The organism is Rhodospirillales bacterium, from assembly GCA_016699855.1.
Lineage (GTDB): Bacteria > Pseudomonadota > Alphaproteobacteria > Reyranellales > Reyranellaceae.
This window is the reverse complement of record CP064988.1, coordinates 1,605,093-1,628,945: the sequence shown is the minus strand read 5'-3', so window position 1 is coordinate 1,628,945 and position 23,853 is coordinate 1,605,093. Positions and strand designations below refer to the sequence as shown.

Here is a 23,853-nt window from a genome sequence, read left to right as displayed (position 1 = left end):
CGTCGCGGCCGCGCGTCTGCGATGCGCCGGCGAAGGGCGTGCGGTCTTGTCGGGCGAGGAGCGTGCAGACAGGATCGACCGGAGCGGGGCGGACGAGGGTGCGCGGCCATGGATTTGCTGGATCAAGAGGCTTCGGCCATCGCCGCCGCCGTGCGCGCGGGGAAAAGCAGCGCGCGCGATGTCGCGGAGGCGGCGATCGCGCGGATCGAGGCGCGCAACCCCGCGCTCAACGCGGTCGTCGATTTCAACCCCACCGAGGCGCGGGCGGCGGCCGACGCCGTCGACCGGCGCCGCAAGGACGGGTTCGATGGCGCCCTGTTGGGCGTGCCGTACACGGTGAAGGACACGACCTGGGTCGCCGGCCGGCGCGTCACCAACGGCTCGCTGCTTTACAAGGACTTCATCGCGCCGCGCGACGCTGTCGCGGTCGAGCGGCTTAAGGCGGCGGGTGGCGTGTTTCTGGGCATGACCAACACGCCCGAGATGGCCGCCAAGGGCCACACCGAGAACAAGGTCTACGGCCCGACCCGCCACCCGATGAACCCGGCGCTCACGCCCGGCGGCTCCTCGGGCGGCGCGGCGGCGGGACTGGCGGCCGGCTTCTCGCCCATCGCGCTGGGCACCGATGGCGGCGGGTCGGGGCGGCGTCCGGCGTCGCATTGCGGCGTCGTTGGCCTCAAGACCTCGGCCGGCGCTATCCCGTCGCCGTTTGGTTTCGGCGGCGCTTACGGGCCGCTCTACGGCGTCACGGCGCCGATGGGCCGCACCGTGGCGGACGCCCGGATCATGTTCGAGGTGATGGCCGGCGCCGATCCGCGCGATCCGCATTCGGTGCCGACGTTCGACATCGCGCCGCCGGCGCGGCCGCGCATCGCCTACAGCCCTCGGCTGGGGCTCGACGTCGCGGTCGACGCCGACGTCCGGAGCGCGGTCGACGCCGCTATCGAGCGGCTGCGCGCCGCCGGGTGGGCCATCGACCTCGCCGATATCACGTGGCCGGAGGGGACGGGCGAGCTGGCCTTCGCCGCCGTCAACGCCGCCGCCAGCGCGCTGCTCTACGGCGAGCGTCACGCCGCCGATCCCGACCTGGTCGGCGACAACGTCGCCGGTCTGATCGAGCGCGGCCGGAGCGTGGCGGGTACCGACGTCGTGGCCGCGTTCCGCTTCGCCGACGCCGCCGCCCGTTCCGTGGCGGCGTTCTTCACCGGGTACGACTACCTGCTGACGCCGACCACGGCCTGCGTGTCGTGGCCGGTCGAGAGGGTGTTCCCGGAGATCATCGAGAACAAGCCGGCCGGACCGCGCGGCCATGCCGCCTTCACGCCGCTGTTCAACCTCGCCTTGGCGCCGGCGATCTCCGTGCCCTGCGGCGCCGGTCGGGACGGCCTGCCCGTCGGCCTGCAGATCGTGGCGCCCCGGCTGCACGACCGGCCGCTGCTGGCGATGGCGGCGCGGGCCGAGATGGCGCTGCGGTCGTAGGCGCGGGGCCTGCGCCCGGCGGCGAATGGCGGTAGACTAGGGTGGCGAAGTCCCGCCGTGACGGGACGCGGACGGAGGAGGGGACGGCGATGGACGTGATTCCGATCGGACCGGGATTCGGCGCCGAGATCAGGGGTGTCGGCCTGATCGACGTCGCCAGCAGCGCCGAGGCCTACGCCGCCGTGCGCGCGGCGTTCGAGGAGCATTCGGTCCTGCTGTTCCGCGACCAGAACGTCGCCGACGACCTGCAGATCGCCTATTCCCGCGCCTTCGGCCCGCTGGAGGTCACCAAGGTCGGCTCGTTCAGCGCCGGCACGCTCTATGGCCGCCTGACGAATGTCGGCGTCGACGGCGCGCTGGTGCCGCCGACCCACCGGCAGGCGCTGGTCGCGCGCGCCAACCAGCTCTGGCACACCGACAGCTCGTTCAAGCGCACGCCGGCGCTGGCCTCCGTGCTGTCGGCCCGCACCATCCCGACCCACGGCGGCGAGACGCAGTTCACCTCGACCCGGCTGGCGTGGGACCGGCTGCCGGCGGCCGACAAGGCGCGGCTGCGCGACGCCGTGGTCACCCATAGCTACGCCAACTCCCGCGACCAGATCGATCCCGAGTTGATGACGCCGGCCGAGCGGGCGGCGCTGCCGCCGGTGCGTTGGCGCATGACGTGGCGCAATCCCGCCAACGACCGGCGCTCCCTCTACATCGCCTCGCACGCCGGCGCGGTCGACGGCATGGGCGACAACGAGGCCAAGGCGCTGCTCGGCCGGCTGATGGACGAGGCGACACGGCCGGAGTTCACCTACGGCCACACCTGGCGGCCCGGCGACGTGATCATGTGGGACAACCGCGCCACCATGCACCGCGGCCGGCCGTGGCCGCACGACGAGGCGCGCTACATGGTGCGCACCACGATCTCCGCCACGGCGGCTGACGGGCTGGAGGAGGTCCGTCCGGCCTTGCCACTCGCGGCCTGACGGACCCCATACCCCGCTGTCATCCCGAGCGTAGCGAGGGATCTAGGCGCCGCTCCCTGGATCCCTCGCTACGCTCGGGATGACAGCGGAAACGCTTTGGCCGGTCGCTCATAGCTGGGCGCGACGGCGCGACGGCGCGCCGTCACACCACCGGCAGCAGCCAACGTTCCAGCTTCGCGCGTGTCTCGGCGTCGAACGGCGCCGGGGCCGACCCGCTCAAGTTCACGATCGTCATCTCGGCCGCCGCGATGCAGGCGTCGCCGATGAAAACGCCGCCGCCGATGTTGAGTGAGGCGTTGCCGATGCGCACGACGCCACAGCCGATCTCGACCTCGCCCGGCCAGTGCGATTCGCGCAGGAAGCTGACGTTCAGGCCGGCGGCGATGCCGCGCTGCGGCGGCGGCCGGTCGCGCAGCCTGATCTCGCGCACGAACAGCAGCCGGCCGGTCTCCAGATAGGCGCACATCGCCACGTTGTTGACGTGGCCGGCCATGTCGGTGTCGCTGAACCGGATCGTGTCGCGCGTCCAGAACCGGTAGGAGGCGCGGCGGGCGAGGCGGGGATCGCGCGACATCGTGACGGCTCCGTGGTGGATCGCGCCGGCGCGGCGCCGGCCCCGCCGCTTGTAGCGCGCCGACGCGCCGGCGTGCCATGCCGCGGGCGCGAAGCGGACGTACGCCTATCTTCGGTTGCGGCGCATGGCCCGCGCGCGCGATCATGCCGGCGTGGCGCCCCGCGCCGCGCGTATCGGAGCGACCGCATGCAGCCCGTGTTCGACCTATCGTCCGTCCATCGCCTGAAGTACCCCGGCGGCGTCGACGCCGACGGCCACGTGCTGGAGGACGCCGGGCTGTGGGAGGACTACATCGAGGCGCGCTACCGCGACCGCGCGCTGCGCCTGCGCCGCGACACCGACGGGCTGGAGTACCTCGAGATCGGCGGCGCGCCGTCGAAGATGACCCGCAAGGGCTATCCCGCGACCCTCGGCCGGATGGGGCAGAAGGAGCTGGCGGAGTTCGCGCCGCGGCCGGACCGCACCTACGCCGCCAACATGCCGTTCGGCGCCTGCGATCCGGCGCAGCGCCTGGCGCTGCTCGACGCCGAGGGACTGGACGCGGCCGTGCTCTATCCGACGCTCGGAATCCTGTGGGAAGCCGAGCTCGACGACGCCGAGCTGTCGCAGGCCTATTGCCGCGCCTACAATCGCTGGATCGCCGATTTCTGCCGCAAATCCGGCGGCAGGCTGATCCCGGTCGCGCATCTCTCGCTGGGCGATCCGCTGGCCGCCGCCGCCGAGCTCGAGCGCGCCGTCAACGACGGCTGCCACGGCGGCTTCGTCGTGCCGTTCACCTGGACCCGCAAGCCGCACGGCCATCCCGACCACGATCCGGTGTTCGCCAAGGCCTGCGCGCTCGACGTTCCGATCGCCATCCATCCCGCCTTCGAGCCGTTCTCGCTGCGCTCGACCCGGTTCGAGAACGCCCACCGCCTGTCGCTGCTGGCCAGCGCCACCGCGGCCGACGGCGTGCGCCACGCCTTCACGACCTTCTTCGACTTCGCCACCTTCGACCGCTTTCCGGCGCTGAAGCTGGTGATCCTCGAATCGGGCGCCGGCTGGATCGGCTACTGGCTCGATCGGCTCGACGGCGTGACGGGCGCGACGTTCATCGGCGGCCGCGCGCCGTTGAAGCTGAAGCCCAGCGACTATTTCCGCCGCCAGGTCTGGATCTCCGCCGATCCCGACGAGCGCACCATCCCCGCGCTGTCGGGGATCTACGGCGCCGACCGGTTCTTCTGGGCCAGCGACTATCCGCACCCCGACCACACCGGCGACTATCTCGCGTCGCTCGAGGAGATGGCCGCCGCGCTGCCCGACGCCGCGCGCGCCGCCCTGCTCGGCGGCAACGTGCGGGCCGCGTTCGGGTTCTAGGTCAACCGCGGTCCGCCAGCCGCGCGGCGATGGCGGCGACGCGCTGGAACGGCGATTCGCCGGCGGCCAGCCCGAGATGGCCGGCGCGCGCCAGACCGTCGCGGCCGAAGCGGTCGCGGATCGCGGCCGCGACCCAGATCTCCGCCTGCGCGTGGCGCGCCGCGTCGAGACGGCCGCCGTCGCGCAGCGAGTCGAGATGGGCGTCGAGCGCGGCCACCAGTTCGGCCATGCCGCCGCCGCTGCGCGCCGACACCGCCAGCACCCGGGGAGTCCAGTCCGGCGCGGTCGGGTCGGTCAGGGTCAGCGCGCCCGACACGTCGCTGCGCGCGCGCTCGGCCATGGCGCCGAGATCGGCCTTGGTGACGGCGACGACGTGCGGGATCTCGACGATGCCCGCCTTCATGAACTGCAGCGAATCGCCCGAGCCGGGCTGGACGCAGAACAGCACCGTGTCGGCGACGCCGGCGACGTCGGTCTCGGACTGGCCGACGCCCACCGTCTCGATCAGCACCACGTCGAACAGCGCGCGCATCACGACCATGGCGCCGAGGGTCAGTTCGGCGAGGCCGCCGAGCCGGTCGCGCGCCGCCATCGAGCGGACGAACACGCCGGCATCCCCGGGATCGGTCGCCAGCCGGGCGCGGTCGCCGAGCAGCGCGCCGCCGGTGCGGCGCGACGACGGATCGACCGCGATCACCCCGACGCCGCGGCCGCGGCCGCGCCATTCCGCGATCAGCGACGACAACAGCGTCGATTTGCCGACGCCGGGCGGGCCGGTGACGCCGACGACGTGCGCGCGGGGATGGCGGTAGGCCTCGTCCAGCAGGCGGCGGCTGGCGTCGGAATCCGGATCGCGCTCGAGCCGCGCGAGCGCCGCCGCCAGCGCCGGTTTGCCGCCGGCGCCCAGCGCCGCGAGGGTGTCCGTTTCGGATCGCACGGAGGAAGCGTAGCGCGCGGCCGCGCCGGGCGCGACCGCGGCGTCGCCGCGGTCAGTTCAGCCCGTACAGGCGCAGGGCGTTGTCGCGCGTGAGCTTGCGGCGCACCGCCGGGGTGAAGTTCGCGAGGTTCTCGGCGAGGATCGTCCGCGAATCCGGCCACAGGCAGTCGGGGTGCGGATAGTCGGCGCCCCAGATGATGTTGTCCTCGCCGATCAACGGCAGGATCGGCTCGAGGTACTTGTCCTGCTGGTAGGTCACGAACCCCTGGCGGCGGAAATAGTCGCTCGGCTTCATCTTGAGGCCGAGGCTGCGCGCGCGGTCCTCGTACTCCGTATCCAGCCGGTCGAACACGTAGGGCAGCCACGTCACGCCCGACTCGCCGAGCACGAACTTGAAGTCGGGGAAGCGCTCGCAGGCGCCCGACGCCAGCACCGAGACCAGAACCTCCATCGTGTCGAGCTGGAACAGCGCCGAGCGCACGAGCCGGAACTGGGTGAAATACTCCTTCTCCATCGCCGCGTCGTCGGGCGCGCGCAGCGCCTTGAAGCCGGTCGAATGGAACGAGATCGGGAACCGGCACTCGGCCGAGGCCTGCCACAGCGCGTCCCAGTCGTGGTGCCACAGCGGCGGCGTCATGCGTTTGAAGGCGAGGTCGCCGCCCTTCAGGCCCATCTTCGCGCAGCGCCGCAGCTCGGCGGCCGCGGCCTTCGGGTCGTGGTTGGGGATGATCGCCAGCGGGAAGACGCGGTTGGGATCGGCGCGCTTGGCGAAATCGGCGACCCAGTCGTTGTAGATGCCGTCGCACCACGTCCGGAGGCCGGGATCGGCGATCATCTCGTTGATCATCAGGCAGCCGTAGACGATCTCGGCGTCCTGCCCGTCGCGGTCGAGGTCGGCGATGCGCAGCTCCGGCGTGGTCGGCCGCGGCGCCGCGCCCCGCCGGTGGTCCCACGCGAAGCCCGAGGCGCGCATCTCGTCGACGCGCTTGAACGAGCCCTGCTGGTACTTGAGGAAGCCCGGTCCGACGCCGTTCCACATGCCCTTGTCCTGCGCCTCGACGAACCAGTGCAGACCGTCGTGGAGCTCCCCCGTGTGCGGCGGCAGCCGCCCGCCCCGGCGCGGCCTCCGGCCCCCGGGTCGGGCGGGCGGTGGAGGGGGGGGGGGTGGTTGTCGCCGGCGGAGGTCGGGCCAGGCGAGGCGAGCCCCCCCGGCGCGAAGGCTAGGGCGCGCCTCCGGAGGTGGCAATCGCGCCGGTCCGGACCGCGGAACGCCGACGCCATGGTTCAGGGCCGCCCACCGTCGCCATCCCGAGCGCCGCGCGGAGTGACGGAGCGACCTCGATGGATCGGCCGTGTCAGTCGTTCTTGAGCGCGACGCCGAGCGCGGCCTGGGCGGCGGCGAGACGGGCGATCGGCACGCGGAACGGCGAGCAGCTCACGTAGTCCAGACCCACCTGGTGGCAGAAGAACACCGAGGCCGGATCGCCGCCGTGCTCGCCGCAGATGCCGAGCTTGAGGTCGGGCCGCGTGGCGCGGCCGCGCTCGCTCGCGATGCGGATCAGCTCGCCGACGCCCTCGATGTCGAGCGTGGCGAACGGATCGTTCTCGAAGATGCCGCGGCGCTGGTAGCGCTCGAGGAACGAGGCGGAGTCGTCGCGCGACAGGCCGAACGTGGTCTGGGTCAGGTCGTTGGTGCCGAAGCTGAAGAACTCCGCCGTCGCGGCGATGTCGCCGGCCCGCAGCGCCGCGCGCGGCAGCTCGATCATGGTGCCGACCTTGTACTCCAGCGTCATGCCGGCGACGCCGCCGACCTCGGTCGCCACACGGTCGACGACCTCCTTCATGAGGTCGAACTCCTTCCGCGTCGCCACCAGCGGGATCATGATCTCCGGCTCGACCGTGGCGCCGCCCTTCCTCGCGATGTCGACCACCGCCTCGAAGATGGCGCGGGCCTGCATCTCGTAGATCTCGGGGTACGAGATGCCCAGCCGCACGCCGCGGTGGCCCAGCATCGGATTGAACTCGTGCAGCTTGGCGGCGCGCGCCTCGATCTCGGCCACGGCGAGGCCCAGCTCGGCCGCGACCTGCGCCATCTCGGCCTGCGTCTTCGGCAGGAACTCGTGCAGCGGCGGATCGAGCAGGCGGATCGTCACCGGCAGCCCGACCATGATCTCGAACAGCTCGGCGAAGTCGCGGCGCTGCATCGGCTGGAGCTTGGCCAGCGCCGTGCGGCGGCCCTTCTCGTCGTCCGCCAGGATCATCTCGCGCACCGCCACGATGCGGTCGCCCTCGAAGAACATGTGCTCGGTGCGGCACAGCCCGATGCCCTCGGCGCCGAACTCGCGCGCGGTGCGGGCGTCGGCCGGGGTGTCGGCATTGGTGCGGACCTTGAGCGTGCGGATGCCGTCGGCCCACGCCATCAGCTCGGCGAAATCGTCGCTCAGCTCCGGCTGGATGGTCGGCACCACCCCGAGCATGATCTCGCCGGTCGAGCCGTCGAGCGTGATGTCCTCGCCGGCGCGCACCACGGTGCCGCGCACCGTCAGCGTGCCGGCGGCGGCGTCGATGCGCACGTCGCCGGCGCCGGCGACGCAGGGCCGGCCCATGCCGCGCGCCACCACGGCGGCGTGGCTGGTCATGCCGCCGGTCGAGGTCAGGATGCCCTCGGCGGCGTGCATGCCGTGGATGTCCTCGGGGCTGGTCTCGCGCCGCACCAGGATCACGCGGGCGCCGCCGCGGGCGCGCTTCTCCGCCTCGTCGGCGGTGAACACGGCGATCCCCGACGCCGCGCCGGGCGAGGCCGGCAGGCCGCGGGCGATCACCTTGCGCGCCGCCTTGGGGTCGAGCGTCGGATGCAGGAGCTGGTCGAGCGACGCGGGCACGACGCGGGCCACGGCCTCGCGCTTGTCGATCAGGCCCTCGCGCACGAGGTCGACGGCGATGCGCAGCGCCGCCTTGGCGGTGCGCTTGCCGTTGCGGGTCTGCAGCATGTAGAGCTTGCCTGACTGCACCGTGAACTCGATGTCCTGCATGTCGCGGTAGTGCCGCTCGAGCGTGTTCCGGATCTCGGCCAGCTGCGCGTAGACGGCCGGCATCGTCTCCTCCATCGCCGGCTTGTCGGATTTCTGCGCCGCCTTGCCGGCGATCGTGAGCTGCTGCGGCGTGCGGATGCCGGCGACCACGTCCTCGCCCTGCGCGTTCACCAGGTACTCGCCGTAGAACACGTTCTCGCCGGTCGACGGGTTGCGCGTGAAGGCGACGCCGGTGGCGCAGTCCTCGCCCATGTTGCCGAACACCATCGCCTGCACGTTGACGGCGGTGCCCCAGCTCTCGGGGATGGAATGCAGCTTGCGGTAGGTGATGGCGCGCTGGTTCATCCAGCTGCCGAACACCGCGCCGATGGCGCCCCAGAGCTGCTCGTGCGGATCCTGCGGGAACGGCCTGCCGAGGCCGCGCTCGACCACCTTCTTGTACTGGCGGATGACGTCCTTCCAGTGCTCGGCCGTGAGCGCGGTGTCGAGACGGAGGTCGAGGTCCTCCTTCTTGCGCTCCAGCACCTCCTCGAAATCGTGGTGGTCGAGGTCGAGCACCACGTTGGCGTACATCTGGATGAAGCGGCGGTAGGAATCGTAGGCGAAGCGCTCGTCGCCCGACGACCGCGCCAGCCCCAGCACGGTGGCGTCGTTGAGCCCGAGGTTCAGCACCGTGTCCATCATGCCGGGCATCGAGGCGCGCGCGCCGGAGCGCACGGAGACCAGCAGCGGATTTGCCGCGTCGCCGAATTTGCGGCCGACGATGGCCTCGATGTTGCCGAGCGCCTCCGTCACCTGCGCCTTCAGCTCGGCCGGGTAGGTGCGGCCGTTGGCGTAGAAATACGTGCACAGCTCGGTGGTGACCGTGAAGCCCGGTGGCACCGGCAGGCCGATGCTGGACATCTCCGCGAGGTTGGCGCCCTTGCCGCCGAGCAGCTCGCGCAGCTCCGCCTTGCCGTCGGCGGCGCCGTTGCCGAAGCCGTATACCCACTTGGTCATGGCGATCCCGTGATCCTCAAGCCGTGCGGCGCCGCGGCGCCTATCCCTCGATCCTCGAGAAATCCGCGACGCCGTCGACGGCGGCGCGGATGTCGCGCAGCAATTTGAGGCGATTGAGGCGCAGCGGCGGATTTTCCGCGACGTTCACCGTCACCTTGTCGAAAAACGCGTCGAGCGGGGCGCGCAGCGCGGCCAGCGCCGCCATCGCGGCCGTGAAATCCTCGCGCGCCAGCGCCGGATCGACGGCGGCGCGGGCGACCGTCAGGGCGGCGTGCACCGCCTTCTCCTCCGGCGCCTCGAGCAGCGCGGGATCGGCGTCGCCCGCGAGGCGGGCGGCGAGATCCTTCTCCTTGCGCTCCTCGGCCTTCACGATGTTGGCGGCGCGGTTGTAGGCGACGAGGAGGTTTTTGCCGTCCTCGGTCCCGACGAATTCCTGCAGCGCCGTCACCCTGGCCAGCAGGCGCACGAGGTCGTCCTCGCCGCCCAGCGCGAACACCGCGTCCACCAGATCGTGCCGCACGCCCCGCTCGCGGACCTGCACCTTCAGGCGGTCGGCGAAAAAGTCGAGGAGGTGGGCGCGGTCGGCGACGCCCTCTCGACCGCGTTCGGATTGGAGATGCCGCGACTCGGCGGCGTCGAACACCGCGTCGAGGGCAAGCCGGAGATTGTTCTCCGTCAGCAGGCGGATGACACCGAGCGCCGCGCGGCGCAACGCGTAGGGATCGCGCGACCCGGTCGGCGTTTCCTTGATGCCCCAGAAACCAACCAGAATGTCGATCTTGTCGGCGAGAGCCACAACGACCGAGATTGGCGCGGTCGGGCAGGAATCGCTCGGGCCGACTGGCTGATAGTGCTCGGCGATGGCGTCGCAGACTGGCAGCGGCAGCCCCTCGCCGCGCGCGTAGTAGCGGCCCATCACGCCTTGCAGCTCGGGGAACTCGCCGACCATGCCGCTGGTGAGGTCGGCCTTGCATAGGGTCGCGGCCAACTCGACATCGGCCGGATCGACCCCCCTAAAGAATTCGGGCTCCAGAGCCACAATCGCTTTGGCCAGCGCCGCGATGCGCTTCACGCGCTCGCCCTGGGTGCCGAGCTTGGCGTGGAACACGATGCCGTCCAGCGCCGGCAGCCTGTCCGCCAGCTTCACCTTGCGGTCCTGGTCCCAGAAGAATTTCGCGTCGCTCAGCCGGGCGCGCAGCACGCGCTCGTTGCCGGCGATGATCTCGGTGCCGCCGTCGTGGGTCAGCGTGTTGGCGACGATGACGAAGCGGTTGGCGAGCGCGCCGTCGGGCTTGACGCAGGCGAAATAGCGCTGGTGCGCGCGCATCGAGGTGATCAGCACCTCGGCCGGCACGTCCATGAAGGCGGGGTCGATCGTGCCCATGTGCGGGCTCGGCCATTCCACGAGGCCGGCGACCTCGTCGAGCAGCCCGTCGTCCTCGCGCAGACGCAGACCGGCGTCGGCGGCGAGCGTCGCGACCTTGGCGTGGATCACCGCCTTGCGCTCGCGCGCGTCGAGGATCACGCGGGCCTTGCGGAGCTGGCGGGCGTAGTCCGAGAAATCGACCACCTTGATCGCGCCGTGCGACAGGAAGCGGTGGCCGCGCGTGCGGTCGCCGAACGCGATCGGCGCCATGTCGCCGCCCAGCTCGAGCGCGCCGGGCAGCACCTTGCCGTCGAACATCGCGATGATCGAATGCAGCGGCCGCACCCAGGCGAAGGTGCCGGTGCCCCAGCGCATCGATTTCGGCCACGACAGGCCGCGGATCGCCGCCAGAACGATCTCCGGCAGGATGTCGGCGGTCGGTCCGCCCTTCTTGTGGACGACGGCGAACCAGAACTCGCCCTTGCCGGTGTCGCGCTTCTCGGCCTGCTCGAGCGACGCCAGCCCGGCGCCCTTCAGGAACCCCTGGATCGCGCCGTCGGGCGCGCCGACTCGCGGACCGCGGCGCTCGTCCGTCGTGTCGGGTCGCGACGCGGGGATGCCGTCGACCGCCAGCGCGAGGCGGCGCGGCGTGGCGAAGGCGCGGGCGTCGGCGAAGACCAGTCCGGCGGCCCGCAGCCCGTCGACCACCAGCTTCCGGAAATCCTCGGCCGCGCGCGCCTGCATGCGCGCCGGGATCTCCTCCGACAGCAATTCGACCAGGAGCTTGGCCATGGTTCAGGCCCCCCGCATCGCGGCGTCGCGCGCGGCGGTCATCGCCGGGCTCCGGCGAGCCACGCCTCGCAGCACGCCTTCGACAGCGCGCGCACGCGGCCGATATACGCTTGGCGCTCGGTCACGCTGATGACGCCGCGCGCGTCGAGCAGGTTGAAGACGTGGCTGGCGCGCACGCACTGCTCGTAGGCCGGCAGCGCGAGCTTCACGTCCGCGTCTCCCAGCAGGGCGGCGCATTCCTTCTCCGCGTCCTGGAAATGGCGGAACAGCATCTCGGTGTCGGCGCGCTCGAAATTGTAGGCCGACTGCTCGCGCTCGTTGCGCAGGAACACGTCGCCGTAGGTCAGCGGCACCGCCGAGTCGGCGCGGTTGAACGGCAGCTCGTAGACGCTCTTCTTGTCGAACAGGTACATCGCCAGCCGTTCGAGGCCGTACGTGATCTCGCCCGACACAACCTCGCACTCGATGCCGCCGACCTGCTGGAAATAGGTGAACTGCGTCACCTCCATGCCGTCGCACCACACCTCCCAGCCGAGGCCCCAGGCGCCCAGCGTCGGGCTCTCCCAGTCGTCCTCGACGAGGCGCAGGTCGTGCACGTCGGGATCGATGCCGATGGCCTTCAGCGAGCCGAAGTAGCGGTCGAGGATGTCGCTCGGCGACGGCTTCAGCACGACCTGGAACTGGTAGTAGTGCTGCAGGCGGTTGGGGTTCTCGCCGTAGCGGCCGTCCTTCGGCCGCCGCGACGGCTGCACGTAGCAGACCCACCACGGATCGGGCCCGAGCGTGCGCAGCGTCGTCGCCGTGTGGAACGTGCCGGCACCCATCTCCATGTCGTAGGGCTGCAGCACGACGCAGCCCTGCGCCGCCCAGTAGCTCTGGAGCGTCAGGATCAGTTCCTGGAAGCAGGTCGGCTTCGGAAGCTCGGCCGGCAGCGACACGGGCTTGATTCTCCAAGGTTTTCCGGACCGTGCGACGGATTTTCGCCGCGCCGCAACATATGGAGGGCCCCGGACGGGTCAAGGCGCGGCGCCGCGACGCCCGCGCGCGGCCCGTCCGCCTAGCCGCGGGGGCAGTTGCCCCTGGCGCAGCGGCCCTGGTCGACGGAGACGTAGTCGCCGCAGACGCCGCAGGACACCAGATCGTCGGCCGGTGGCCGCGATGGCGGCCGGACCTCGTCGCGCCGTGCATCGCGCCGCGCGCCCAGGCGGCCGTTGGCGGCCTGCCACCAGCGCCAGCCGAACAGCGCCAAGCCGATCACGGCCGCGACCAGCATGAACTTGCCGATGAAACCCATGGCGCGGTTGTGCGGGGCGCCGCCCGCGAGGTCAAGCCGTTCCGGGCCCGGTCCGCCTTTCGTGCCGCTCGCGATGGCGGCGGCCGGCGGCTATGGTCGGCGCCGGAAGCACGGATCGCGGAGACCGACATGAAGCCCGGCTCGTTCACCTACCTGTCGCAGGAGAACATCATCTGGGGCCGCCCGGCCGGCGCGGCGGTGGTCGACGAGGCGAACCGGCTCGGCGCCAGACGCGTGTTCATCGTGTCCTCCAAGACCTTGTCGCGGCGCACCCCGGTGGTCGGCGACATCCAGCGGGCGCTGGGACCGCGCTTCGCCGGCCTGTTCGACGACACCTACGCCCACACGCCGCGCCCGGCGGTGGTCGCCGGCGCGGAGGCGGTGCGCGCCGCCCGCGCCGATCTGATCGTCACCGTCGGCGGCGGATCTCCGATCGACACCGTGAAGGTGATGCTGATCTGCCTGGCCGAGGACATCCGCGACGTCGACTCGCTCGACAAGTGGCACGTGCGCGTCGGGCCGGACGGCAAGCGCGTGTTCCCCGAGATCAAGAGCCCGCCGCTGCGCCAGATCGCGGTCGGCACGACCCTGTCGGGCGCCGAGTACAGCAATCTCGGCGGTTGCACGGATCCCAAGCGCAAGGTGAAGGACGCGTTCGTGGCCAAGGAGATCGGCCCGCTGTCGGTGATCCTGGATCCGTCGATCACGCTGCACACGCCGATGTGGCTGTGGCTGTCGACCGGCATCCGCGCCGTCGACCACGCCGCCGAGGGCCTGGAGTCGCCGGACTCGCATCCCTACACCGACGCGCTGCAGGCCGAGGGATTGCGGCTGCTGGCGCGCTCGCTGCCGCGCACCAAGGCCGACCCCGCCGATCTCGACGCCCGGCTGGAAAGCATGGTCGCGGTGTGGCTGGCGGGCTGCGGCATCAACCGCATCAACTACGGCGCCAGCCACGGCATCGGCCACGCGCTGGGCGGCGCGGCCGACGTGCCGCATGGATACACATCCTGCGTCATGCTGCCGGCGGTGTTGCGCTACAACAACGCCGTCACGGCCGAACGCCAGAAGCGCATCGTCGCCGCCTTCGACCGGCCCGGCGTCGCGGCGGCGGACTGCGTCGCGGATCTGGTGAAGGCGCTCGGCCTGCCGTCGACGCTGCGCGAGGTCGGACTGAAGCGCGAGCAGTTCGACGCCGTCGCCAAGGCGGCGATGCAGAACCTCTGGGTGCGCACCAATCCGCGCCCGATCCCCGACACCGACGCGGTGAAGGCGATCCTGGAGACGGTGTGGTGATTCCCGAGCCGCGAGGCATGCCGTGAGACGTCGGCGTGGAACCGCCCGCGCGGCGCTCGTCGCGGCGTTGTTCGCCACCGCGCCGGCGCTCGCCGCCGACCCGTCGGCGTGGGTGGGCAGATACACCTTCGACAAGATCGACGGCCGCGACTTCTGGACGACGCTCGGTCCGGCGCTGGACCGGACCCTGGGCGCGCCGCTGGCGGCCAAGCTGCGCAAGGGCTGGGGCCCGACTTCGCCTGTCGTTCGCACCGGCGACTGGACCGTGGGCTGGATGTGCCAGGCGCATAATTGCGGGCCCAGCAACGTCACCGTCGCGGTGTCGTCGACGGGCCGTCTGATCGCCTGCACCTACGGCGTCGCGCCGGGCGAGGGCGCGGTGTGGCGCGAGGCAGCGAAGCCGCCGCGTCCGGCCGCCGGCGACTGCCCCGATTCGGATGCAATGGTGGCGGCGATGCGGAAGCTGGGGATCGCGCCTTAGCGCCGGCGCTACAGCCCGTAGCGGGCCCAGGCGGCGCGGCGGTCGGCGGCGTCGATCAACGCGTCGGCGACGGCGTCGGGCGCGGGGATGGCGGCCTCCAGTCCGATCAGCCGGCGCAGCGAGAAGCCGCGGCGTTCGCCGACCAGCGGCGTGCGCACCTTCTCGCCGTAGCGGGCGCGCAGCGTGTCGCGCAGGTGTCCGACGCCGTCGATTAGACCCAGTTCGAGCGCCCGCCGTCCGGTCCAGTACTCGCCTTCGAACAGCGTCGCGTCGTCGCCCTTGAGCCGCGTGGCGCGCCGTTCGCGCACCCAGTCCTTGAACGCGACGTGGATCTCGTCCTGCAGAGCGCGCAGCCGGGCGACATCGTCGGGGTTCTCGGGGCGGAACGGATCGAGCTGCGACTTGCTGCTGCCGGACGTGTGCACGCGCCGCTCGACGCCCCACTTCTCCAGCAATCCCGTGAAGCCGAAGCCGGCGCTGACCACGCCGATCGAGCCGACGATGGAACTGGCGTCGGCGTGGATGTCGTCGCCGGCGCAGGCCAGCCAGTAGCCGCCGGAGGCCGCCAGATCCTCGACGAAGACGTGCACCGGCAGCTTCTTCTCCTCGGCCAGCGACCGGATCCGCCGCGCGATCAGCGCCGACTGCGCCGGGGAGCCGCCGGGCGAGTTGACGATCAACGCCACCGCCTTGGCGCCGCGGACGCCGAAGGCGGCCTCGAGGCCGCCGGCCACCGTCGCCAGCGATAGCGCCCGGCCGATCATGCCGGCGGGCGCGATCATGCCGACCAGCCGCACGACGGGCACGACCGGCGGACGCTCGATCTTCACGAAGGGGAGGCGGGCGATCAGGTCGACGAGGCGGTCGAACATGGGAGGTCCTGGAGGCGCGGGTTTCCGTATGTCGTGCGTCGCCGGCCTCGGCGCAAGCGCGCGGGCTACCAGGCGAGCGGGGCGGCGTCGCGCAACGCGGCCTCCACCGCCGGCGTGAATCCACCGCCGGGTGCGTGCAGGACGAGCGGCGCGAGGCGCGAGGTCGGGCCGGAACCGCCGCGCCCGGCGCGGACGAGCACCCGCCGGGCGGCGACGCCGTCGCGCGGCGCCAGCGGGCGGATCGCGATGTCGCCGAAGCCGTCGGCCAGGAGGCGCTCGATCTCGACCAGCCGGTCCGCCCGGTGGATCAGCGTCAGCGTGCCCCCGGGCGCCAGATGGTCGCGGCAGAAGGCGAGCCACGACGCCAGATCGGCGCTCGACTCGACCGTCGCCAGGGCCTTGGCCGGATCGGGCGAGGGATCTGCACGCTCCGGCGGCAGGTAGGGCGGGTTGGTGAGGATCTGGTCGAACACCATGCCGACCAGCGCCGCCGGCGGTGCCGCGACGTCGCCGTCGACCACCGTGAAAGCGTCCTCGAATCCGTTGCCCGAGCCATTCAGCCGGGCCAGCGCCGCGACGCCGCGCTGGACCTCCAGCCCCATCGCCGAGACGCCGGCGATCCTGGAGGCGCGGGCGCGGGCCAGCAGGCACAGGGCCGCCGTGCCGACGCCGCAGCCGACGTCCAACGCGCGTTGCCCGGGCGCCAGCTCGACGGCGGCGGCCAGCAGCACCGCGTCGATCGCCGCCCGGTAGCCGCGCGCCGGCTGGGTCAGGCGCAGGCGGCCGTCGAGGAAGGCGTCGTCGGTGGTCGAATCGGCGGCGGTCATCCCGGATCCCTGCGACGCGCGGTCACAAGGCGCCGCCGTCCGCTGCACATTATTTGCACCTTATCGCCACCTGTGCGACACGTCGCGGCGGGGGGTGGACGGGCCGGCCGTCAAAAGGTCCGCCGCCCGCGGGGAGACGACGATGGCCGTGGTCCTGCCGTTCGACGAGAAGCGGAAGAAGGCGCCGAGCCTCGATCCGCTGGTCGCCTTGTGCGCCGCCGATCTCGAGCGCGTCAACGCCATGATCGGCGCCCGCATGCAATCCTCGGTGGCGCTGGTGCCGAAGCTGGCCGACCACCTGGTCGGCGCCGGCGGCAAGCGCATGCGGCCGATGCTCACCGTGGCCGCCGCCAAGCTGTGCGGCTATCGCGGCGAGCATCACGTGCAGCTCGCGGCCTGCGTCGAGTTCATCCATTCCGCCACCCTGCTGCACGACGACGTCGTCGACGGCAGCGATCTGCGCCGCGGCCAGCCCGCCGCGCACGCGCTGTGGGGCAACAAGGCCAGCGTGCTGGTCGGCGACTTCCTGTTCACCCGCGCCTTCGAGCTGATGGTCGAGGTCGGCTCGATCGAGGTGCTCGGCATCCTCAGCGGCGCCTCCAGCGTCATCGCCGAGGGCGAGGTGCTGCAGCTCTCGACCGCCAACAACACCGCCACCGGCGAGGCCACCTACCTCGAGGTGATCCGCGCCAAGACCGCCAAGCTGTTCTCGGCGGCGGCCGAGATCGCGCCGGTGATCGCCGAGCGCCCCGTGGCCGAGCGCGCCGCGCTGGCCAGCTACGGCATGAACCTCGGCATCGCCTTCCAGCTGGTCGACGACGCGCTCGACTACGGCGGCAGCTCGGCGCGGCTGGGCAAGGCTGTGGGCGACGATTTCCGCGAGGGCAAGGTCACGTTGCCGGTGATCCTCGCGTTCCTGCGCGGCGACGAGGAGGAGCGCGGCTTCTGGAAGCGCTGCCTCGAGAGGCTCGACCAGACGCCGGCCGACCTCGACGCGGCGCTCGAGCTGCTGCGCCGCCACGGCGCGCTCGCCGACACCCTGGAGCGCGCCCGGCACTACGGCGCCATGGCCCGGGACGCCCTCGGCCTGTTCGCCGACGGCCCGGTCAAGCGCGCGCTGCTGGAGGCCGTCGACTTCGCCATCGAACGCGGGCACTGACGGCGGCGCTTTGCGTTTGGCGGGCCGACCGCGCCCCGGCTACCATGGCGTCGTCGCTTTCCAGACAGGACGCCATGCCGCTCGATCTTAAATCCCATATCCGCTCGATCCCCGATTTCCCCAAGCCGGGCATCCTCTTCTACGACGTCACGACCCTGCTGCTGCATTCCGGCGCGTGGCGGCAGGCCGTCGATTCGCTGGCCGACCTGGCGCGGCCGCACCGTCCCGACCTGCTGGCCGGCATCGAGTCGCGCGGGTTCATCTTCGGGGCGCCGGTCGCCTACGCGCTGGGCTGCGGATTCACCATCCTGCGCAAGAAGGGCAAGCTGCCGGGCAGCGTCGCGCGGGCGGAGTACACGCTGGAATACGGCGTCGATTCACTCGAGATCCACGACGACGCCGTGCGGCCCGGCCAGCGCGTCGTGCTGATCGACGATCTACTGGCGACCGGCGGCACGCTCGACGCCGGCGTCCGCCTGCTGCGCCAGGTCGGCGCGGAGGTCTCGGCGGCGCTGTGCGTGATCGAGCTGGAGTTCCTGAAGGGGCGCGACCGGCTCGACGTGCCGGTCGACACGCTGCTCAAGTACGATTCCTAGGCGCCCGCGCGCGGCAGCACGCGCGGAAACGTCGCGCACTCGATGGGGTCGCCCGGCCGCAGGCCGTGGCCCTCGATCGGCGGCGAGATCTGGCCGCTGCGAGCGGCGTAGCGCGCGTCGTCGCCGCACCAGCGCGTCGCCCAGGCGCGCCGCCGCGTCGTGGTCGATCGGTTGCCCGGCGCGCCGTGCACGGTCAGCGCGTGGAACGCGACCACGTCGCCCGGCGCCATGTCCCACGACAGGAACTCGTGGTCGCCGCGCTCGGCGTCGATGTCGATCATGTCCTCGAAGCGGTCGTCGGCCACCTTGAGATCGACGCCGCCCTGGCGGAAGAATTTCGGCCGGAACCAGCGGCCCCAGCGGTGCGAGCCGCGGACGTATTCGACCGACGTGTCGCGTGCCACCGGATCGAGCGGCAGCCAGAACGACACGATCTGCGCGCCGTCGATCGGGTAGTAGGGCTGGTCGTGGTGCCACGGCGTGCGCTCGGCCGTGCCGGGCTCCTTCACCAGCAGATGGTCGTGGTAGTAGACGACGCCCGCCGAGCCCATCAGCCGCGCCGCGATCCCGGCCGCCGGCGACTCGAACACGAAATCGCGGCACGCCGCGTGCCGTTGCCAGAGCTGGAAATCGACGAAGAACAGGCCGGCGCGCCGGCCGGCGTGTTGATGCGGACCATCGGCCCGGGCGCCGCCATGTCGGCGTCGATGGCGCCGCGCAGCCGCTCGATCCACGCCGCGTCGAACGCGCCCCGGATGCAGATCGCGCCGTCCGTCTGGTAGCGCGCCACGGCGTCGTCCGACAGCGGCATCGAGGTCTCGTAGGCCATCGTCACAGATCTCCGAAATCGCCGCCGCGGCCCTTGCCGGCGGCGAACCGGCCGGCGCCCGCGCGCGCCTCGCGGGTCAGCGCCGCCATGCCGCGCCGTCCCTCGTTGCGCAGCGCGTCGGGCACCGACAGGTTCCACTGCTCGTACGACGACAGCCGGTCGCTGCGCAGGCAGAGCTGCGGGAAGCGCGTCAACGACAGCGCCAGCTCCTTCGCCGCCGCCAGCGCGCCGCCGGCCGGCGCGAGCCGGTTGGCCAGGCCCCAGGCGAACGCCTCCTCGGCGCCGATCTCGCGGCCGGTGAGGATCATGTCCAGCGCCCGGCTGTGGCCGATCAGCCGCGGCAGCCGCACGGTGCCGCCGTCGATCAACGGCACCCCCCAGCGCCGGCAGAACACGCCGAATTTGGCGGTGCCCGAGGCCACGCGCAGGTCGCACCAGAGCGCCAGCTCGAGCCCGCCGGCCACGGCGTAGCCCTCGACGGCGGCGATCACCGGCTTCGACAGCAGCAGACGCGACGGACCCATCGGGCCCGGCCCCTCGGGATCGTGGAGCGCGCGCGGCGTGTCGCCGGCGACCGTCTTCAGGTCGTAGCCGGCGCAGAAGCCGCCGCCGGCGCCGGTGAGGATCGCAACGGATCGTTGGTCGTCGCGGTCGAACGCCTCGAAGGCCGCGCGCAGCAGCACGGCCGTCTCGGCGTCGACGGCGTTTCGCGCCTCCGCGAAGCGGTTGATCGAGACGATCGTCAGCGGACCGTCGTGCTCGACGACGACCTTGCTCATGGCGACCTCCGTCGCGGCGCGGCGGTCATGGCCGGCCGCGCACCATGCGCAGCGGATCGTAGGTCAGCACCGTCTCGCCGCGCTGGTTCTTCACCTGGTTCATGGTGCGCACCAGGCCGCGGGTCGGATCCTTCGACGTCGGCCGCACCTCTGTCACCTCGCATTCGACGTGGATCGTGTCGCCGACGAAGCTCGGCCCCTTGACGTCCAGCGACATGCTCAGGAACGCCATGCCGGTGCCCTGGATCGACACCGGGATCAGCAACCCCTCGGCGAAGCTGTAGACCAGCGCGCCGGGCACCAGCCGCTTCTTCGTCGGCGAGTGGTTCTCGATGTACTCGATGTTGTTGAACAGAAGCTCGTTCATCCCCGTGCAGGAGATGAAATTCACCAGGTCGGCCTCGAAGATCGTGCGGCCCTGGGTCCGGAATTTCTCGCCGACCTTCAGGTCCGTGTAGTACAGGCCGCCACCGAGCGTGCGCATCGACATCCTCCGCCATGGAGAGGCGATGCTGGCGCAGCGCGGCGCCGGGAGCAATCCGGAAAGGGCAGGCCGCCGCCGCCGTCAGTGGGCGTGGTGGACGTGGGCGCCGGCCTTCAGGCGGTAGAGCCGGCCGCAGTAGGGACAATGGACCTCGCCGTCCTTGCCGAGGTTGAGGAACACCTTGGGGTGGCCGAGCGCGCCGCCGCCGCCGTCGCAACCGACGCGGTCGGTCTCGACTTCGATCGTCTCGGGCGGCTTGGTTTCGGCCATGTTCAGGTACTCCGGACGGCGGGCGCGCGGATCATAGCCATCGCGTCCCCGCGATCAACCCCGGCCGTGCCTTGGGCTATACTGCCGCGATGAGTGGATGGCGGTCCCGCGTTGTCGCGGTGGTGAGCGCTGCGGCGCTGGCGCTGACGGCCGGCTGCGCGCCCGTCGTGGCGCCGGCGGGGCCGGCGGTCGGGGCGCCGGCGCTCGACGGTTCGCGAATCCTGGCGTCCGACGGCGCGGTGTTGCCGTTGCGCGTGTGGCCGGCGGATGGCCCGGGCAGGCCGAAGGCGGTGATCGTCGCCCTGCACGGCTTTGGGGACTACTCCGGCGCGTTCGAGGATCCGGCGCCGGCCTGGGCGGCGCGCGGCATCGCGACCTACGCGTTCGACCAGCGCGGTTTCGGCGACGGCCCCAACCGCGGACGCTGGGCCGGGGTCGAGACGATGGTCGACGACGCGCTGGCGGCGGTCGCGCTGGTCGCGGCGCGGCATCCCGGCAAGCCCGTGTACCTGCTGGGCGAGAGCATGGGCGGGGCCGTGGCGCTCACGGCCGCCGGCCGTCTGGCCTCGCGTCCCGAACACGGCGCGGCGCCTGCGGGCTTGATCCTGATCGGCCCGGCGGTGCGCTCGCGCGACACGATCGGGGCGCTCGGCCGGTCGGGACTGTGGTTCTTCGCCCATGTCGCGCCCTGGCACCCGGTCGGCCCGACCTCGATCGATTTCCAGCCGTCGAACAACCGGCGCATGCTGGAACGCTATTCGCGCGATCCGAAAGTGCTGCGCTATCCGCGGTTCGACATGATCTGGGGCCTCGCCGACCTGATGGATTCCGGGCGCGCCGCCGTGCCGGGGATCGCGACGCCGTATCTGCTGCTCTACGGCCTGAACGACCGCATCATTCCCGAGGGGCCGATGCGCGGCGCCATCGCGGCGTTGCCCCGTCGTGCCGATTCGCGGCTGGCGTTCTATCCCAAGGGCTACCACATGCTGCTGCGCGATCTCGACGCCGAGGCGCTGCACCGCGACATCGCCGACTGGATCCTCGACAAGGGCGCGCCGTTGGCGTCCGGCGCCGACCGCCAGCGCCCCGACCTGCTGGCGCTGTGGGGGACCGCGCTTTGACTTGCCCCCGGCACGCGGGTAGTTTGCGCCCGCTTTCCGCCGTAGCCGCCGCGTAAGAGGCGAAAAAGCGAAGGAAATCAATATACTATGACCGCTCCGGCCAAGCCCGCGACGTGGCTCACCGACCCCCGTCCGGGGCGTCCCTGCACGATCATCGGCGAGGTCGCCCAGGCCCATGACGGCAGCCTCGGCCAGGCGCACGCGTTCATCGACGCGGTCGCCGACGCGGGCGCCGACGCGATCAAGTTCCAGACCCACATCGCCGAGGCCGAGAGCACGCCGGCCGAGCCGTGGCGCAAGAAATTCAGCCGCCAGGACGCCACGCGCTACGATTACTGGAAGCGCATGGAGTTCACCGAGGAGCAGTGGCACGGCCTGAAGGCGCACGCCGACGAGCGCGGCCTGCTGTTCCTCAGTTCGCCCTTCTCGATGCGGGCGGTCGAGCTGTTGAAGCGCGTCGGCGTCGCCGGCTGGAAGGTCGCGTCGGGCGAGGTCACCAACCACGAGATGATCGACGCGATGGCGGCCACCGGCCAGCCGGTGATGCTGTCGAGCGGCATGAGCGACATCGACGAACTTGCGGCTTCCGTCGAGGTCGTGCGCCGGCGCGGCGCGCCCTACGCGGTGATGCAGTGCTCGACGATGTATCCGACGCCGCCGGAGGCGGTAGGGCTCAACGTGCTGCCGCTGTTCCGCCAGCGCTTCGGCGCCGGAGCGGCGCTCGGGCTGTCCGACCACTCGTCGAAGATCTTCCCGGGCATCGCCGCGGCGACGCTGGGCATCGAGGTGCTCGAGGTCCACGTCGCGCTGTCGCGCCGCATGTTCGGTCCGGACACGGTCGCGTCGGTGACGCCGGAGGAGCTGGCGCAGCTGGTGGAGGGCGTGCGCTTCGTCGAGTCCATGCGCGCGGCGCCGGTCGACAAGGCGGAGAGCGCACGCGCGCTCGACTCCATGCGCCACATCTTCATGAAGAGCGTGGCGCTGGTCGCCGGTCTGCCCGCCGGAACGGTCCTGACCGCGCGCAGCTGACGTCGAAGAAGCCCGGCACCGGCATCCCGGCGCGCGACAAGGCGGCGGTGGTGGGGCGGCGCCTGGCGCGCGACGTGGCCGAGGACCGGCCGCTGACCTGGGACGATCTGGAGCCCGGGGCGTGACGGCGCGGCCGCGCAAGATCTGCGTCGCCGTCACCGCGCGCCCGAGCTACGCCCGCATCCGCTCGGCGCTGACGGCGATCCACGCGCGCGACGACCTCGAGCTGCAGTTGATCGCCGCCGGCTCGGCGCTGAGCGACGACTACGGCAACGTCGCCGACGTGATCGAGGCCGAGGGCTTCAGGATCCACCGGCGCGTCTCGATGGGCACGGAGAGCGGCACCCTGGTCGGCCAGGCCCGCTCGACCGGCGCCGGATTGACGGCGATGGCCGACGCCTTCGACGCGCTGAAGCCCGACTGGGTGGTCAGCGTCGCCGACCGGTTCGAGACCATGGCGACCGCCGTGGCGGCGGCCTACATGAACATCCCGCTCGCGCACGTCCAGGGCGGCGAGGTCACCGGCAACATCGACGAGAAGGTGCGCCACGCCGTCACCAAGCTCGCCGATCTGCACCTGGTCGCCAACGACAAGGCGCAGGAGCGGGTCGTGCGCATGGGCGAGCGGCTCGGCCGGGTCATCGTCACGGGCTGCCCGTCGATCGACGTGGCGCGCGCCGCCATCGCCGACGCGCGCGCCGGCGACGCCGTCCTGGCGCGGCTCGAGGCGGATTCCGGGTTGCCGCTGCGGGACGGCTTCGTCGTGGTGGCGCAGCACCCCGTCACCAGCGAGCACGGCGAGGCCGCGGCGCAGACGCGCGAGACCGCCGCGGCGGTCGCCGAGCTCGGCCTGCCGGCGCTGTGGTTCTGGCCCAACGTCGACGCCGGATCGGACGGGGTGTCGGCGACGCTGCGCGAGCTGCGCGCCGCCGGCCGCCTGCCGCGCGTCGCGTTCTTCCGAAACCTGCCGCCCGAGGATTTCATCTCGCTGCTCGACCGCAGCCGCGCCATCGTCGGCAATTCCAGCGTCGCGATCCGCGAATGCGCCTGGCTCGGCGTGCCGGCCGTGAACATCGGCTCGCGGCAGTCCGGCCGCGACCGCGGGCTCAACGTCCAGGACGTCAACTACGACGCCGTCGAGATCCTCGCGGCCCTGCGCCGGCAGACCCGCGCCGGCCGCCATCCGCGCGACACGCTGTACGGCGACGGCCACGCCGGCGCCAAGATCGCCGAGGCGCTGGCGACGTCGCCGCCGCTGATCGAGAAACGCCTGACCTACGACATCTGAGCGCCACGCCGGAACGCCA

Annotated in this window: 21 protein-coding genes and 2 pseudogenes; 10 read left to right on the top strand and 13 right to left on the bottom strand. The window is 71.9% G+C overall.

Going from position 1 to position 23,853, the window contains the following annotated elements:
- Positions 1-108: 108 nt before the first annotated feature.
- On the top strand, positions 109-1,479 hold the full coding sequence (locus tag IPK81_07580) for an amidase (GenBank protein ID QQS14037.1): 1,371 nt from the start codon (positions 109-111) through the stop codon (positions 1,477-1,479).
- A gap of 89 nt (positions 1,480-1,568) precedes the next feature.
- Positions 1,569-2,453, top strand: coding sequence for a TauD/TfdA family dioxygenase (locus IPK81_07575; GenBank protein ID QQS14036.1), 885 nt, complete (start codon positions 1,569-1,571; stop codon positions 2,451-2,453).
- A 142-nt stretch (positions 2,454-2,595) separates the two neighbouring features.
- Here IPK81_07575 and IPK81_07570 read toward each other — a convergent pair whose 3' ends face one another.
- Positions 2,596-3,027, bottom strand: coding sequence for a thioesterase family protein (locus tag IPK81_07570; GenBank protein QQS14035.1), 432 nt, complete (start codon positions 3,025-3,027; stop codon positions 2,596-2,598).
- Positions 3,028-3,213: 186 nt separating this feature from the next.
- On the opposite strand from IPK81_07570, the gene IPK81_07565 reads away from it, so the two are divergent.
- A complete protein-coding gene (locus tag IPK81_07565) occupies positions 3,214-4,383 on the top strand; it encodes an amidohydrolase family protein (protein QQS14034.1) in 1,170 nt (389 codons plus the stop codon).
- A gap of 1 nt (position 4,384) precedes the next feature.
- On the opposite strand, the gene meaB is transcribed toward IPK81_07565, so the two are convergent.
- The 6 genes from meaB to IPK81_07535 all read right to left on the bottom strand — a co-directional run bounded on the left by meaB (position 4,385) and on the right by IPK81_07535 (position 12,803).
- Positions 4,385-5,320, bottom strand: coding sequence for a methylmalonyl Co-A mutase-associated GTPase MeaB (gene meaB / locus IPK81_07560; protein ID QQS14033.1), 936 nt, complete (start codon positions 5,318-5,320; stop codon positions 4,385-4,387).
- A 52-nt stretch (positions 5,321-5,372) separates the two neighbouring features.
- A complete protein-coding gene (locus IPK81_07555) occupies positions 5,373-6,359 on the bottom strand; it encodes an amidohydrolase (GenBank protein ID QQS14032.1) in 987 nt (328 codons plus the stop codon).
- Positions 6,360-6,675: 316 nt separating this feature from the next.
- The gene (locus IPK81_07550; GenBank protein ID QQS14031.1) at positions 6,676-9,351 is read right to left on the bottom strand and encodes a pyruvate, phosphate dikinase; all 2,676 of its coding nucleotides are present in this window, start codon (positions 9,349-9,351) and stop codon (positions 6,676-6,678) included.
- A gap of 40 nt (positions 9,352-9,391) precedes the next feature.
- Positions 9,392-11,509, bottom strand: a complete 2,118-nt coding sequence (locus tag IPK81_07545) for a glycine--tRNA ligase subunit beta (GenBank protein ID QQS14030.1) — start codon at positions 11,507-11,509, stop codon at positions 9,392-9,394.
- A gap of 38 nt (positions 11,510-11,547) precedes the next feature.
- Positions 11,548-12,447, bottom strand: coding sequence for a glycine--tRNA ligase subunit alpha (locus IPK81_07540; GenBank protein QQS14029.1), 900 nt, complete (start codon positions 12,445-12,447; stop codon positions 11,548-11,550).
- Between the two features lie 119 nt (positions 12,448-12,566).
- Positions 12,567-12,803, bottom strand: coding sequence for a hypothetical protein (locus tag IPK81_07535; protein QQS14028.1), 237 nt, complete (start codon positions 12,801-12,803; stop codon positions 12,567-12,569).
- Between the two features lie 129 nt (positions 12,804-12,932).
- Here IPK81_07535 and IPK81_07530 point away from each other — a divergent pair, with 129 nt between their 5' ends.
- On the top strand, positions 12,933-14,099 hold the full coding sequence (locus IPK81_07530; protein ID QQS14027.1) for an iron-containing alcohol dehydrogenase: 1,167 nt from the start codon (positions 12,933-12,935) through the stop codon (positions 14,097-14,099).
- A gap of 22 nt (positions 14,100-14,121) precedes the next feature.
- Positions 14,122-14,580, top strand: a complete 459-nt coding sequence (locus tag IPK81_07525) for a hypothetical protein (protein ID QQS14026.1) — start codon at positions 14,122-14,124, stop codon at positions 14,578-14,580.
- Between the two features lie 8 nt (positions 14,581-14,588).
- Here the strand turns inward: IPK81_07525 and IPK81_07520 are convergent, their stop codons facing one another.
- Complete coding sequence (locus tag IPK81_07520) at positions 14,589-15,452, bottom strand: S49 family peptidase (GenBank protein QQS14025.1); 864 nt, start codon at positions 15,450-15,452, stop codon at positions 14,589-14,591.
- A gap of 65 nt (positions 15,453-15,517) precedes the next feature.
- Positions 15,518-16,279, bottom strand: coding sequence for a methyltransferase (locus IPK81_07515; protein QQS14024.1), 762 nt, complete (start codon positions 16,277-16,279; stop codon positions 15,518-15,520).
- Positions 16,280-16,421: 142 nt separating this feature from the next.
- Between IPK81_07515 and IPK81_07510 the strand changes: the two genes are divergently transcribed.
- Together IPK81_07510 and IPK81_07505 are read left to right on the top strand one after the other, a co-directional pair.
- Entirely contained in the window at positions 16,422-17,438 is a 1,017-nt protein-coding gene (locus IPK81_07510; protein QQS14023.1) for a polyprenyl synthetase family protein, read from the top strand.
- A gap of 74 nt (positions 17,439-17,512) precedes the next feature.
- A complete protein-coding gene (locus IPK81_07505) occupies positions 17,513-18,034 on the top strand; it encodes an adenine phosphoribosyltransferase (GenBank protein ID QQS14022.1) in 522 nt (173 codons plus the stop codon).
- Here IPK81_07505 and IPK81_07500 read toward each other — a convergent pair.
- The 4 genes and pseudogenes from IPK81_07500 to IPK81_07485 form a co-directional block, all read right to left on the bottom strand.
- Positions 18,031-18,845 (bottom strand): annotated as a pseudogene (locus IPK81_07500) (phytanoyl-CoA dioxygenase family protein). The gene IPK81_07505 and the pseudogene IPK81_07500 overlap by 4 nt on opposite strands.
- Positions 18,846-18,865: 20 nt before the next feature.
- Positions 18,866-19,642 (bottom strand): crotonase/enoyl-CoA hydratase family protein, encoded by a 777-nt coding sequence (locus IPK81_07495; protein ID QQS14021.1) that lies wholly within the window; start codon positions 19,640-19,642, stop codon positions 18,866-18,868.
- Positions 19,643-19,667: 25 nt separating this feature from the next.
- Positions 19,668-20,126 (bottom strand): MaoC family dehydratase N-terminal domain-containing protein, encoded by a 459-nt coding sequence (locus tag IPK81_07490; protein ID QQS14020.1) that lies wholly within the window; start codon positions 20,124-20,126, stop codon positions 19,668-19,670.
- Positions 20,127-20,207: 81 nt separating this feature from the next.
- The gene (locus IPK81_07485; GenBank protein ID QQS14019.1) at positions 20,208-20,396 is read right to left on the bottom strand and encodes a zinc-finger domain-containing protein; all 189 of its coding nucleotides are present in this window, start codon (positions 20,394-20,396) and stop codon (positions 20,208-20,210) included.
- A 122-nt stretch (positions 20,397-20,518) separates the two neighbouring features.
- Between IPK81_07485 and IPK81_07480 the strand changes: the two genes are divergently transcribed.
- The 3 genes and pseudogenes from IPK81_07480 (at position 20,519) to neuC (ending at position 23,834) form a co-directional block, all read left to right on the top strand.
- Complete coding sequence (locus tag IPK81_07480) at positions 20,519-21,517, top strand: lysophospholipase (protein ID QQS14018.1); 999 nt, start codon at positions 20,519-20,521, stop codon at positions 21,515-21,517.
- Positions 21,518-21,604: 87 nt separating this feature from the next.
- Positions 21,605-22,671: pseudogene (locus tag IPK81_07475) on the top strand (N-acetylneuraminate synthase family protein).
- Positions 22,668-23,834, top strand: a complete 1,167-nt coding sequence (neuC, locus tag IPK81_07470) for a UDP-N-acetylglucosamine 2-epimerase (hydrolyzing) (protein ID QQS14017.1) — start codon at positions 22,668-22,670, stop codon at positions 23,832-23,834. The pseudogene IPK81_07475 and the gene neuC overlap by 4 nt, the downstream one beginning before the upstream one ends.
- Positions 23,835-23,853 lie beyond the last annotated feature (19 nt).